The organism is Catellatospora sp. NPDC049133 (assembly GCF_040648455.1).
Classification (GTDB): Bacteria; Actinomycetota; Actinomycetes; order Mycobacteriales; family Micromonosporaceae; genus Catellatospora; species Catellatospora aurea.
Genome location: NZ_JBEZDT010000044.1, coordinates 26653 through 39651, shown reverse-complemented (window position 1 = coordinate 39651; position 12999 = coordinate 26653). Strand labels below are relative to the sequence as shown.

Here is a 12999-nt window from a genome sequence, read left to right as displayed (position 1 = left end):
CAACGGCGCGCCGGTCCGTGATCCCTCAGGGTTGAATACGTGCTCGCCGTACTCTCCCCGGGCCAGGGTGCCCAGAAACCAGGATTCCTCACGCCGTGGCTCGACCTCGACGGCGCCGCTGATCGTCTGCGCTGGTGGTCGGACCTCGCCGGAGTCGACCTGGTGCACCTGGGCACCGCGGCGGACGCCGAGGAGATCAAGGACACCGCGAAGACCCAGCCGCTGCTGATCGCCGCCGCCCTGCTGGCCGCCGGCGAACTGCCGCTGGAGGACGTCTCGCTCGTGGCCGGACACAGCGTCGGCGAGCTGGGCGCGGCGGCCCTGGCCGGCATGCTCACCCCGGACGCGGCGATCACGCTGGCCGGCGTACGCGGCCGGGAGATGGCCGCCGCCTGCGCGCTGGAGCCCACCGGCATGGCCGCCGTGCTCGGCGGCGACGAGGCCGAACTGCTGGCCGCGCTGGAGGCCGCGGGGCTCTACGCCGCGAACCGCAACGGCGCCGGTCAGATCGTCATCGCGGGCGCGCTCGACGCGCTCGACAAGTTCGCCGCCGCGCCGCCGGCCCGTACGCGGGTCATCAAGCTGGCTGTCGCGGGCGCGTTCCACACCCCGTACATGGCCCCGGCCGAAGCGGCCCTGGCCGCCGTGGCGAGCAGCGTGGCCACCGCCGACGCCGCCCGCCCGCAGCTGTCCAACGCCGACGGCGCGGCCGTCACCGACGGCCAGGAGATGCTCGGCCGCCTGGTCCGCCAGGTGACCGCGCCGGTCCGCTGGGACCTGTGCATGCGCACCCTGGCCGAGCGCGGCGTCACCGCCGTGATCGAGCTGCCGCCCGCGGGCACCCTCGCCGGGCTGGTCAAGCGCGAGCTGAAGCCCGGCACGCCGGAGATCGTCACGCTGAACACGCCGGACGACCTGGCCGCCGCGAAGGACCTCATCTCGCGCCACAGCGCGCCGGGGTCGCACGAGTCAACCCCGCAAGCCCGCATCGGAGAGCAATCATGAGCGTAAGCGGCAGCAAGATCCTCGCTTTCGGGCACTACCAGCCGTCGCGCGTCGTGACCAACGACGATCTGGCGCAGATGGTCGACACCAACGACGAGTGGATCCAGTCCCGCGTCGGCATCAAGGAGCGGCGCATCGCCGACACCGAGACCGTCGCCGACATGGCCGGGTTCGCCGCCGAGAAGGCGCTGGCCGCGTCCGGCCTGACCGCCGCGGACATCGACCTGGTGATCGTGGCGACCTGCTCCTCGATCGACCGCAGCCCGAACGTGGCCTGCCGGGTCGCCGACAAGCTCGGCATCGCCGGGGCGGCCGCGTTCGACCTGAACACCGCGTGCTCGGGCTTCTCGTACGCGCTGGCCAACGCCGATCACTCGATCCGCGCCGGGGCAGCCAAGCACGCTCTGGTGATCGGCGCGGAGAAGCTGTCGCAGATCACCGACTGGTCCGACCGGAGCACCTGCGTGATCTTCGCTGACGGCGCGGGCGCGGCGGTCGTGTCGGCCACCGCCGAGGGCGAGGAGCCCGGCGTCGGCCCCGTGGTCTGGGGCAGCGAGCCGAGCGACGCTATCGCCATCGAGGGCTGGCAGCCGTACATCGTGCAGGAGGGCCAGAAGGTCTTCCGCTGGGCCACCGGCACCGCGCCCCAGGTCGCGCTCGCGGCCTGCGAGAAGGCCGGCGTGGCCCCCGGCGACCTGGGCGGTTTCGTGCCCCACCAGGCCAACCTGCGCATCATCGAGCCGCTGGCCCGCAAGATCGGCGTGGACCCGGCGGTGCTGTCCCGCGACATCGTGGAGTCCGGCAACACGTCGGCCGCGAGCATCCCGCTGGCGCTGTCCAAGATGATCGAGCGCGGCGAGGTGAAGTCCGGCTCGCCGGTGCTCCTCGTCGGCTTCGGCGGCGGCCTGACCTACGCCGGTCAGGTAGTCCGCTGCCCCTGAGCTCCACCCCTGGCTTACACCCACATCAGTTCCACCAACCGAAGGGAAACCAAGTTCCATGGCTACGCGCGAAGAGGTCGTCACCGGCCTGGCCGAGATCCTCGAAGAGGTCGCCGGCGTGAACCCCGACGACGTCTCCGAGGAGAAGTCGTTCACCGAGGACCTCGACGTCGACTCGCTCTCCATGGTCGAGGTCGTCGTGGCCGCCGAGGAGAAGTTCGGCGCGAAGATCCCGGACGACGAGGTCCAGAACCTGAAGACCGTCGGCGACGCTGTCTCCTTCATCGTCGCCAACTCCTGAAGTTGCGAGATTTGACGTGACCAAGCCTGACGTTGTCGTCACCGGTCTCGGCGCCACCACCCCGCTCGGCGGGGACGTGGCGTCGACCTGGGACGCGATGCTGGCGGGCCGCTCCGGGGTCAGCAAACTGACCCAGGAGTGGGCCGATCAGCTGACGGTGAAGATCGCTGCCCAGCTGGCGGTGGAGCCGAGCGAGGTCATCGACCGCGTCCGGCTGCGCAAGCTGGACCGCTCCGAGGCCGTGGCGCTCATCGCCGCCGCCGAGGCGTGGGCCGACTCCGGCCTGGCCGACGCCGGCCTCGACAAAGAGCGGCTCGGCGTGGTCGTCGGCTCCGGCATCGGCGGCGCACAGACCCTGCTGGCCCAGGACGACATCCTGGAGGCGTCCGGCGCGCGGCGGGTCAGCCCGCACACGGTGCCGATGCTGATGCCGAACGGTCCGGCCGCCTTCGTCGGCCTGGAGTACGGCGCGCAGGCCGGCGTGCACGCGCCGACCAGCGCGTGCGCCACCGGTGCCGAGGGCGTCGCGTGGGGTCTGGACATGATCCGGTCCGGTCGTGCCGACGTGGTCATCGCGGGCGGCACCGAGGCGGTCATCCATCCCCTGCCGATCGCCGGTTTCGCCTCGATGCGCGCCATGTCGACGCGCAACGACGAGCCGGAGAAGGCCTCCCGGCCGTGGGACAAGGGCCGTGACGGCTTCGTCCTCGGTGAGGGCGCGGGCATCGTCATCCTGGAGCGGGCCGACCACGCCGCGGCGCGCGGCGCGCGGATCTACGCGCGTCTCGCCGGTGCGGGCATGACCTCCGACGGGTACGACATCGTGCAGCCGCATCCCGAGGGCACGGGCGCCGCCCGGGCCATCGCGATGGCGCTGCGCGACGCCGGCGTGGCCAAGGCCGACGTCGCGCACGTCAACGCCCACGCCACGTCGACCCCGGTCGGCGACATGGCCGAGATCGCGGCGCTGCGGGCGGCGCTGGGTGACCACCCGGTGCTGACCGCGACCAAGTCGATGACCGGGCACCTGCTCGGCGCGGCGGGCGCGCTGGAGTCGATCGCGACGATCCTGGCGATCCGCGACAGTGTCGTGCCGCCGACGATCAACCTCGACGACCCCGACGACGCCCTGACCATGGACGTGGCGGCGCACAAGGCCCGCCCGCTGCAGATCGCAGCCGCGCTGAACAACTCGTTCGGCTTCGGTGGGCACAACGTCGCCCTCCTGTTCACGCGGCCGTAGGCCGGGTGACCGGCAGCTCGGGACGCGGCCGTAGGCCGGGTGACCGGCAGCTCGGGACGCGGCCGTAGGCCGGGCGGCCGAGCAGTCGGTTCGGTCCCGGCTCGTGCCAGGCGACGCCCAGGTGCCTCAGTGCGCCTGGGCGTCGTCGCGTAGACCGCCTGCCACAAGGGAGATCCGCATGACCACGACCTCGGCGGCCGGCATCGTCGACCATCGCGACCCGCTGGTGCGGCTGCGGGCCCTGTTCGACGAGGGCACGGTACGTACGCTGACCGCCGCGGAGGGCTCCGGCGTGCTCGGCGCCCGGGGCGACATCGACGGCATGCCCGCGGTCGCCTTCGCCACCGACGCCACCCGCATGGGCGGAGCGCTGGGTGCTGAGGGCTGCGAGCACATCGTGGACGTCATCGACACCGCGGTCCGCGAGCGCATCCCCGTCGTCGGGCTGTGGCACTCCGGCGGGGCCCGGCTGGCCGAGGGCGTCGTCGCGCTGGACGGGGTCGGGCAGGTCTTCGCGGCGATGGTGCGGGCCTCGGGCCGCGTGCCGCAGATCTCGGTGGTGCTCGGCCCGGCGGCCGGTGGCGCGGCGTACGGGCCGGCGCTGACCGACATCGTGATCATGAGCAATGCCGGCCGGATCTTCGTGACCGGCCCGGAGGTCGTCCGCTCCGTCACCGGCGAGCAGGTCGACATGGAGAGCCTGGGCGGCCCCGACGCGCACGGCCGCCGCTCCGGCGTCGTCCACCTCACCTGCAAGGACGACGCGTCCGCCGTCGCCGAGGCACGGCGGCTGGCCCGGCTGCTCGGCCGGCCGGGCCGTCTGTCCCCCGCCGACGTCGCCGACGACCGCGATCTCGGCGCGTGGCTGCCTGAGCAGGCCAACCGGGCGTACGACGTCCGGCCCCTGGTCAAGGCCCTGCTCGACGAGCCCGGTGTGGAACTGCACGCCAAGTGGGCCCCGAACGTGGTGACCGCCCTCGGCCGTTTCGCCGGCCGCACCGTCGGCGTCGTCGCGAACAACCCGCTGCGCCTGGGCGGCTGCCTCGACTCCGCCGGAGCGGAGAAGGCGGCCCGATTCGTGCGCATGTGCGACGCGCTCGGCGTGCCGCTGATCGTCGTCGTGGACGTGCCCGGCTACCTGCCCGGCCTCGGCCAGGAATGGGACGGCGTGGTACGCCGCGGCGCGAAGCTGCTGCACGCCTTCGCGGAGGCCGTCGTGCCCCGGGTGACCCTGGTGACCCGCAAGGCGTACGGCGGCGCGTACATCGCGATGAACTCTCGCTCGCTCGGCGCGAGCGCGGTGTTCGCGTGGCCGAACGCCGAGGTCGCCGTCATGGGCGCGGGCGCGGCCGTGAACATCCTGCACCGCCGCAGGCTCGCCGCCGCCCCGCCCGAGGAGCGCGAGGCGCTGCGCGTACGCCTGGTCGAGGAGCAGACCCAGGCCGCGGGCGGCGTCAACCGCGCCCTGGAGATCGGCGTCGTCGACGACGTCATCAAACCCGCCGAGTCCCGCAAACGCATCGCCGAGGCCCTTGCCGCCGCCCCCGCCGCCCGCGGCGCCCACGGCAACATCCCGCTCTGACATGAACGCAGCTCACGGCGGTTGAAGAGTTAGGAAGGGCACCTTCTACAACGCGGAGCGTTGTGAAGGTGCCCTTCCTTTGCTCAGACGGTGGGGAGGCGGTCGGCTAGGACGGTGGCGAGGAGGGCTGCGAAGGTGGCGGTCAGGTGGCTGTTGTCCTTGTAGACGAGGACGTTGCCGATGACGACGGGGCACTTGGCGGCGGTGCACATCCACGGGAGCGGGTCGATGACGGTGACGCCGTCCAGGGTCGCGGCCTCGGCGACCAGGGCGCGGCGGCGGCCGTCGCCGATCGCGGCCTGGGTGGGGCGGTGGCAGGCCTCCAGCTTGGTCAGGTGGCTCGACACGCATTCGGGGGCGTCGCCCGCGGGCCAGGCCGTGTCGCTGATCAGCACCTGCTTCATGCCGGGCTGGGCGAGCCTCCCGAACGTCTTGCGCCACGCCGACGCCCAGCCGGTCGCCTGGTCGGGGCCGACGTCGAGGGCGTCGCCGTTGCCGTTGGACGACATCACCACCATCGCCGGGTTCAGCGAGCGGATGTACTCCACGGCAGCGTCGCGCCAGCGCACGCATTCCTCGTACGGCCGCTTCAGGTTGCTCATGTAGATCAGGGTGCTGGCGGCGGAGCAGGCCGACTTGGTGACCACGGCCAGCCGCCAGCCGCGCTGCTTGGCGATCGCGTCCAGGGGCGGGAACCAGTGCCCGGCGTGCGAGTCGCCGAACAGCACGAGCGTGGTCTTGCCGCTCGTGTCGCCGTACATGCAGGGTTTGCGCACCTCGGACTCGCTGAACGCCGGATCGCACCCGTCGAGGTAGAGCTCGGGCACGTCGACCTTGGCCTTGTCCACGGCCGGGGTGAGGTTGGCGGGCACCGTGCTCGACGCCGCGCCCGCGGCCACCAGGTTGATCAGCTCACGTTCCGCGCCGGTGGCGTTGGCCAGCGCGGACGCGACGTCGAGCGCCTGCCCGGAGCCGGAGGTGGGCGGCGGCACGTACACCGGGGCGGCGACCGCGACCGCGGCCAGCGAGGTGGACAGGGCCAGGCCGAGCGCGATGCCGTGCCAGGGGCGGCGGCGCAGCCGGGGCGCGGAGCGCACCGGGTCCTCGACCTTGACCAGGGTCGTGGCGGCCAGCAGGTACGACAGCCCGGCCAGCACCACGAGCCGGCCGGTGGTCAGCTCCCCGAACACGTACGGCCCGACGACCAGCACCGGCCAGTGCCACAGGTACCAGCCGTACGACAGCCGCCCGGTCAGCTGCACCGGGGCCAGCCCCAGCACCCGGGAGTCGGGACGCGCGCAGCCCGCCCCGAGCACGAGAGCCGTCGCCAGCACGGGCAGCGCGGCGGCGTACCCGGGGAAGGCGGTCTGCTCGGTGAAGGTGAACGCGGCCAGCAGGATGCCGGACAGGCCGACCCAGCGCCCGGCGATCGCCAGCCGCCCCGGCAGCCGCTCCCAGTGCACGGCCGTCGCCGCGACCAGGCCACCGACGGCCAGTTCCCAGGCCCGTGTCTGCATACCGAAGTAGGCCCACGGCGCGGACACGCCGGTCTGCCACACCGACAGCCCGAACGAGACCACCGTGATCGTCGCGAACAGCGTCAGCACCGCCCGCTGCCGCCGGTGCGGGCGGCGGCGGGTCAGCAGCACGGCCCCGATCAGCAGCAGCGGCCATACGAAGTAGAACTGTTCCTCGACGGCCAGGCTCCAGAAGTGCTGCAGCGGCGACGGCGCCTGCGCCGAACCGAGGTAGTCGGTGCCCTGCACCGCGAGCCGGTAGTTCATGCCGTAGAAGGTGGTCGCCAGCGCGTCGCCGGCGATGGCCGCGAAACGCACCGGTGGCAGCCACAGCCAGGCGACGCCGACGGTCGCCGCGGTGACGAAGGTCGCCGCGGGCAGCAGCCGGATCGCCCGCCGGGCGTAGAACGAGCCGATCGAGATCGTGCCCGTCTTGTCGACCTCGCGCAGCAGGTGGCCGGTGATGAGGAAGCCCGAGATGACGAAGAAGACGTCGACGCCGACGTAACCGCCGCTGAGCACGTCCACCCCGGCGTGGAACAGCACGACGACGGTGACGGCGAGCGCGCGCAGGCCCTCCACGTCGGGCCGGAAGCCGCTGCGGGGCTGCTTGCGGGCTGCCCTGGGCGGCGGGGCGGCGGGCGGGGCGGGCACGGGGGTGTGCGAGACGCTCATGCGGATTCCTGTTCGCGGTGCCAGCGCGGCGGCTGGGGTCGGCGGGCTCACGAGTGCATCGGGCCGCGGGCCGTACGGGAAACGTGTGCCGCGGCATCCCGCCGAAGATCCGCTCTTACCGGGTAGGCCGACAGGGCAGCCGGTTCCGGCCACGCGGAGGCGGCTGCCGGACGTTCATCCGCGGGGTACGCGGACCGGGCCCGGCGCAACTTTGACACTCCGCCGACCGGGCCATACGCGGGCGGCACCTCACGCGCTCATTCACCGATCGGCGGACTAATCCGGGCGGCTGGTCCTGCCGGATCCGCGTTGCCGCAGGCCCGGAAGCCGAGTTGGGGCCCGTAGTTCGGTCCACTCCCGATCGTCACCATCCGATCCGGAGGGACACAGCTTCGCGCCGGCCCCCGGCGCGATCACAGGGGAGCCTTCGATGGCCTTCGGTTCAAGCCAGCACATCCTGCCCGTGACGGGAGTGAGCATGCTGCTCGCGCCCGGCGTGGTCCTCAAAATCATCTCGGCGGCGCTGACCGCCGTGCTCGTCGGCATCGTGCTGCTGCGTTTGTCCGGCCGGCACGAGCGGTTCGCGGGCCGGATCCCGCGCCCGCGCGGCCGGCACCGGGCCCGCCCGGACGGCGGGTGGCGCACCGATGCGCGCTGACAACCGCTGGGCGCGGCTGGTCGCCGCGCTGGTCTGCGTCGCCGTCATCGTGGCGTACGTCGAGTTCGTCGGGACGGACTCCGCCGAGCGTGTGCTGTCGCTGGTGGTGCTGCTGTACTCGCTGGGCATCCTGCTGGCCGGGCTGCTGCGCCGGCACCGGGACCTGCCGCTGCCCTCCGGCCGCATCATCGCGGTGGTGCCGGCGTACAACGAGGACCCGGAGATGCTGCACGACACCGTGCGCAGCCTGCTCAACGGAACGGTGGTGCCCGACGTCATCCACGTCGTCGACGACGGCTCGGCGTCCGAGCTGCCGCCGTTCCAGCACGCCCGGGTGATCTGGCACAAGCGCGAGAACGGCGGCAAGCACCACGCGCAGGCCACGGCACTGCTGGCCGAGCTGGCGGACTTCGACTTCGTGGTGACCGTGGACAGCGACTCCGTGGTCGACCGGCACGCCGTGGAGCGCTGCCTGCGCCGCTTCGCCGACCCGAAGATCCAGGGCGTGACCGGCGTGGTGTACGCCATGAACCGGGCCGAGAACCTGATCACGAAGGTCACCGACCTGCACTACCTGCACAGCTGCCTGGTGATCCGGGACGGGCTGTCGGCCACCGGCGACATCTTCACCGCCTCCGGCGCGCTGGCGGTGTGGCGCTCCGCGGTGGTCATGGACAACCTCACCGAGTACCTGCGCCGCGGCGTCGCCGACGACCGGCACCTCACCCACTTCGCGCAGCGGCGCGGCACCACCGCGGCGGTCGCCGACGCGATCGTGCACACCGCCGTGCCCGACAACGCGCCCGACCTGTTCCGGCAGCGCATCCGCTGGGCGCGGGACTACTACCGGGTCACCGCGCTGGACATCCGCTACCTGACCGGCTGGTCGTTCTGGCTGCGCACGTTCGACTTCGCACTGATGTGCCTGGCCCCGATCTTCATCCTGGGCGCGCTGATGGTGTTCCCGTTCGCGCAGTGGCGGGTGCCGTGGGTCGGCGTCGGCCTGTGGGTGGCCTTCCTGTACGCGCAGACCACGGTGTACCTGTTCGACCGGCGCGGCGTGCCGCTCGCCGAACGGCTCAGCACGTGGCTGCTGCTCACCCCGGCGCTGTACGTCTTCCAGCTCGTCGTGGTCGGCCCGGCCGTGCTCGCCGGGCTGGCGAACCTGCGCCACAAGTCCTGGCAGACCCGCAACGAGGCGAAGGAGGCGGCCAAGCCGAAGACCGCCGAACCGGCTCCGCAGCCGCGCCAGGGCCGGTCGTTCTTCCTCGACCTGCTGCGGGCGCTGGCGATGGCCCGGGTCATCGCGTTCCACGCCACCGGCTTCGTCTGGCTCGGCTTCGCGCTGCCCTCGATGGGCGTCATGTTCGCGCTGGCCGGTTCGCTGATGGCGCGGTCCATGATGAAGGCCAAGGACCGGCCCGAGATCGCGGTGTGGAGCCGGTTCCGCCGGGTCATGCCCGCGGTGTGGGCGGCGGGGCTGATCCTCGTACCGCTGATGTGGGTGATGGGCTGGGACGGCACGGACGCGCGACCGTTCAACGAGACCGCGGTGCTGGCCTGGGTCTTCCCGCTGTCGGACCCGCCGGGCAACGACTGGGCCGTGCCGATCACGGGTGTGCTCTGGTACATCCGCACCTACCTGTGGCTGACCCTGCTGGCCCCGCTGCTGTGGGCCTGCTACCGCCGCCGCCCGCTGCTGACCGCGCTGGCCCCGCTGGCGCTGCTGGCCGTGTCGCCGCTCATCGGGTTCAGCTCGTGGCTGGCCGACGTCACCCAGATGCTCGGCATCTACGCGCCGTGCTGGGTGCTCGGCTACTGGCACGCCACCGGGCGGCTCCAGCGGGCCAACCGCAAGCTGGTCCTGGCGCTGTCGGTGGTCATGGTCGGCGGGGCGCTCGGCTGGCTGCACTTCTTCCCGCCGGCGGGCGGCCTGCTCCAGGCCAGCCCGGTCGGGCAGGTGCTGTGGTGCGCCGCGTTCGTGGTGCCGCTGCTGCACTGGGACCCGGAGCTGACCTGGCTGTCGGCCCGCCGCAGGTTCCGCCGGGTGGTCGAATGGATCAGCAGCCGCTCGCTGACCATGTTCCTGTGGCACCAACTCGCGGTGCTGACGACCATCTTCATCCTGGGCAAGGCCCGCATCTGGGCGCTGGACAACGAGCCCCTGCTCATCGCGATCAAGCTCGCCCTGTCGTGCGTCTTCGTCGCGGGCGCGTGCTGGCTGCTCGGCTGGGTCGAGGACCTGCCCCGCCGCCGTCGCCGCGCCCACGCCCGCGTCGGCCGCCACCATCCCGAGGTCGTCGCCGTCATCGCCCCGCCGCCCGAACCCGACCAGACCATGGTCATGTCCACCATCACCGCCCGCACCATCCGCGCCACCGCCCCCGTCCCCTGACCCGGGGGGGCAAAGGAAGGGCACCTTCTTAACGCTCTGCGTTGCAGAAGGTGCCCTTCCCCACGCGGCACGCGGCTGACCTGCGGCTTCCCGGTCGCATCGCGTCAGCGCGATCGCCGCCGCAGGGGCCTCGCTCATCGCTGTCGTCCTGCGAAGCCACGGCACGGTACTAGGCTGGGCGAATGGCACATCGGCACACGGATCCGGCCTGCGCGGCGGCCCACGGCGACCTGCCCGCGTCTCACGGCGCGCGCACCCTGGTCGCCGTATTCGCGTCCCCGGTCGCCGAGCACCTGCTGCACTTCGGCCATGACCTCGGCTACCGCACGGTGCTCGTCGAGCCCGACCTCCACCTGATCGAGGCCGTGTCGCGGCCCGGACACCTGCACCTGGCCAGCACCGTCGACCCGTCATTCGCCGACGGCGACGCGGACGTGGTGGTCACCGACCACGACCGGACGGAACTCGGCGAGATCCTGGACGCGGCGTTGCAGACGCGGGCCCGCTGGATCGGCGTGATGGGCAGCCCGCGACACACCGCCCCGCACGTGGCGGCGCTGCGTGAACGCGGGATGGACGAGAGCGCGGTCGCGCGGGTGCACCGGCCGATCGGGCTGAACATCGGGTCGCGTACGCCTGCCGAGATCGCTGTGGCGACGCTGGCCGGCCTCATCGCCGACCGCAACGGCCGCCCCGGCGGCTTCGCCTTCTGACTCGCCCTGGTGGCTCAGCCGGGGCTGGACGGCGTGCGCGCGTGGACATGTCTGTCTGCGCTTACATCTTTTTTGATGTGCTCACATCAAAAAAGATGTGAGCCGGAACGCGACGTCGTGTTCTCGGCCCGCGGGCCGGAGGGCGGCCGCCACCGCGCCGCCGGAGTTCTCGCCGATTCCCAGCTCACACGGCATGCCGCGTTAACAAGGGCACCTTCTTATACGCGGAGCGATAAGAAGGTGCCCTTCCTTCTTAAAAATCTTGGCGGGGAGTGTCCGGAACGCGGTCGGCCGTTCGTCACCAGGGTGAACTCGAACAAGGAGAGCTGAGATGAAGTATCTGATGTTCGTCTGCACCGACACCGAGCCGGACACCGATCCCACGCCGGAGCCCGACGTCGACGTCTGGGTGAACCAGCACGACGCCAGCGGGCAGCGCCTGATGGGCATGGGGCTCGCGCCGAAGTCGACGGCGACGACAGTGCGGGTGCGCAACGGGCAGACCCTGGTCTCCGACGGACCGTTCGCCGAGACCAAGGAACTGATCGTCGGCTTCGACCTGCTGGAGTGCGCCGACCTGGACGAGGCGATCGAAGTCGCGAAGGCCCACCCGATGGCCCGCGGGGGCCGCATCGAGATCCGGCCGCAGGCCGACTGGGACCGGTCTTGACCGACGCACGGGCCGCGGCGGCGCAAGCCGCCGCGGCCGCGGCCACCGAGGCCTACCAGCGCATCGTGGCGGCACTGATCCGCATCACCGGCGACTGGACGCTGGCCGAGGACTGCGCCCAGGAGGCGCTGGCGCTCGCCCTCGACCGCTGGCCGGCCGACGGCGTGCCGGACAACCCGGGCGGCTGGCTGATGACGGTGGCCCGCAACCGTGCCCTCGACGTGCTGCGGCGCGGCACCGTCGAACGCCGCAAGCTGCGTGAACTGGCCGTGCTGGCGCTGACCGCGGCCACCGGCGAACCGGAGCGGGAGGAGATCGTGGACGACCGGCTGCGGCTGATCTTCACCTGCTGCCATCCCGCGCTGCCGCTCGAAGGCCGGGTGGCGCTGACCCTGCGCACCATCTGCGCCGTGCCGACCCCGGACATCGCACGCGCGTTCCTGGTCAGCGAATCCACCATGACCCGGCGGCTGACCAGAGCAAAGACCAAGATCTCAGAAGCCCGCATCCCGTATCGCGTACCGACCGCGCTCGACGAGCGCCTGCCCGGCGTGCTGGCCGTGCTCTACCTGCTGTTCACCCACGGCTACAACCCCGACGGGGAGCCCGCCTTCGCCGACGAGGCGATCCGGCTGGCCCGCCTGCTCGCCCGGCTCATGCCCGCCCAGGCGGAGGCCCACGCCCTGCTCGCGCTGTTCCTGCTGCAGCACTCGCGGCGGCACGCGCGCCGCGACGCGGCCGGCGACCTGGTCCCGCTCGACCGGCAGGACCGGTCCCGCTGGGACCGCGCCGCGATCGACGAAGCCGTCGGCATCCTGTCCGGCCTCGACGAACCCGGGCACGGCGGACCAGGACCCCACGAACCCGGGCCCTACGCGCTGCAGGCCCGGATCGCGGCCTGCCACGCCACGGCGGCGTCGGTCCCGGACACGGACTGGCGGCGCATCGCCGACTGCTACGACCGGCTCGCCGAGCTGCAGCCCGGACCCGTGGTCGAGCTGAACCGGGCGGTCGCGCACGGCTACGTCCACGGGCCGGCGGCAGGGCTGGACCTGCTGGCCCGGGCCCGCGCGGGCGGGGCGCTCGACGGCTACCCGCTGGCGATCGCCGCGGAGGCCGACCTCACCGCGCGAGCCGGCGACCGGACGCGCGCCGCGGACCTGTTCCGAGCCGCCGCCGCGCACGCCCACGGCGCCGTCGAGCGGCGCGCCCTTCTCGACCGCGCCGACGAACTCCAGGAGGATCCCGGCTCGGGCTGACCCGACAGGGCGCACGCAGCCACCCGACAGCGAGACGCCC

General features: G+C 72.5%; 11 protein-coding genes. 10 read left to right on the top strand and 1 reads right to left on the bottom strand.

The window, feature by feature from the left end; genetic code table 11:
- The first annotated feature begins 39 nt into the window (after positions 1 to 39).
- The 5 genes from AB0B35_RS35925 (at position 40) to AB0B35_RS35905 (ending at position 5072) form a co-directional block, all read left to right on the top strand.
- A complete protein-coding gene (locus tag AB0B35_RS35925; protein ID WP_361054501.1) occupies positions 40 to 1005 on the top strand; it encodes an ACP S-malonyltransferase in 966 nt (321 codons plus the stop codon).
- Positions 1002 to 1946 (top strand): beta-ketoacyl-ACP synthase III, encoded by a 945-nt coding sequence (locus tag AB0B35_RS35920; protein WP_360537851.1) that lies wholly within the window; start codon positions 1002 to 1004, stop codon positions 1944 to 1946. Before AB0B35_RS35925 ends, AB0B35_RS35920 begins: the two co-directional genes overlap by 4 nt.
- A 58-nt stretch (positions 1947 to 2004) precedes the next feature.
- The gene (locus AB0B35_RS35915; protein ID WP_120316303.1) at positions 2005 to 2247 is read left to right on the top strand and encodes an acyl carrier protein; all 243 of its coding nucleotides are present in this window, start codon (positions 2005 to 2007) and stop codon (positions 2245 to 2247) included.
- A gap of 16 nt (positions 2248 to 2263) precedes the next feature.
- Positions 2264 to 3490, top strand: coding sequence for a beta-ketoacyl-ACP synthase II (fabF, locus tag AB0B35_RS35910; protein WP_360537849.1), 1227 nt, complete (start codon positions 2264 to 2266; stop codon positions 3488 to 3490).
- A 178-nt stretch (positions 3491 to 3668) separates the two neighbouring features.
- Complete coding sequence (locus AB0B35_RS35905) at positions 3669 to 5072, top strand: carboxyl transferase domain-containing protein (RefSeq protein WP_361054498.1); 1404 nt, start codon at positions 3669 to 3671, stop codon at positions 5070 to 5072.
- Between the two features lie 83 nt (positions 5073 to 5155).
- Here AB0B35_RS35905 and AB0B35_RS35900 read toward each other — a convergent pair whose 3' ends face one another.
- Positions 5156 to 7264: an acyltransferase family protein gene (locus AB0B35_RS35900; RefSeq protein ID WP_361054495.1), complete on the bottom strand. Its 2109-nt coding sequence runs from the start codon at positions 7262 to 7264 to the stop codon at positions 5156 to 5158.
- 430 nt (positions 7265 to 7694) lie between these two features.
- Between AB0B35_RS35900 and AB0B35_RS35895 the strand changes: the two genes are divergently transcribed.
- The 5 genes from AB0B35_RS35895 (at position 7695) to AB0B35_RS35875 (ending at position 12959) form a co-directional block, all read left to right on the top strand.
- On the top strand, positions 7695 to 7922 hold the full coding sequence (locus AB0B35_RS35895; protein ID WP_361054492.1) for a hypothetical protein: 228 nt from the start codon (positions 7695 to 7697) through the stop codon (positions 7920 to 7922).
- Complete coding sequence (locus AB0B35_RS35890) at positions 7912 to 10317, top strand: acyltransferase family protein (protein ID WP_361054489.1); 2406 nt, start codon at positions 7912 to 7914, stop codon at positions 10315 to 10317. The genes AB0B35_RS35895 and AB0B35_RS35890 overlap by 11 nt, the downstream gene beginning before the upstream one ends.
- A 182-nt stretch (positions 10318 to 10499) precedes the next feature.
- Entirely contained in the window at positions 10500 to 11030 is a 531-nt protein-coding gene (locus tag AB0B35_RS35885) for an XdhC family protein (RefSeq protein ID WP_361054486.1), read from the top strand.
- A gap of 331 nt (positions 11031 to 11361) precedes the next feature.
- Positions 11362 to 11700, top strand: a complete 339-nt coding sequence (locus AB0B35_RS35880) for a YciI family protein (RefSeq protein ID WP_360537837.1) — start codon at positions 11362 to 11364, stop codon at positions 11698 to 11700.
- On the top strand, positions 11697 to 12959 hold the full coding sequence (locus AB0B35_RS35875) for a sigma-70 family RNA polymerase sigma factor (RefSeq protein WP_361054483.1): 1263 nt from the start codon (positions 11697 to 11699) through the stop codon (positions 12957 to 12959). Before AB0B35_RS35880 ends, AB0B35_RS35875 begins: the two co-directional genes overlap by 4 nt.
- Positions 12960 to 12999 lie beyond the last annotated feature (40 nt).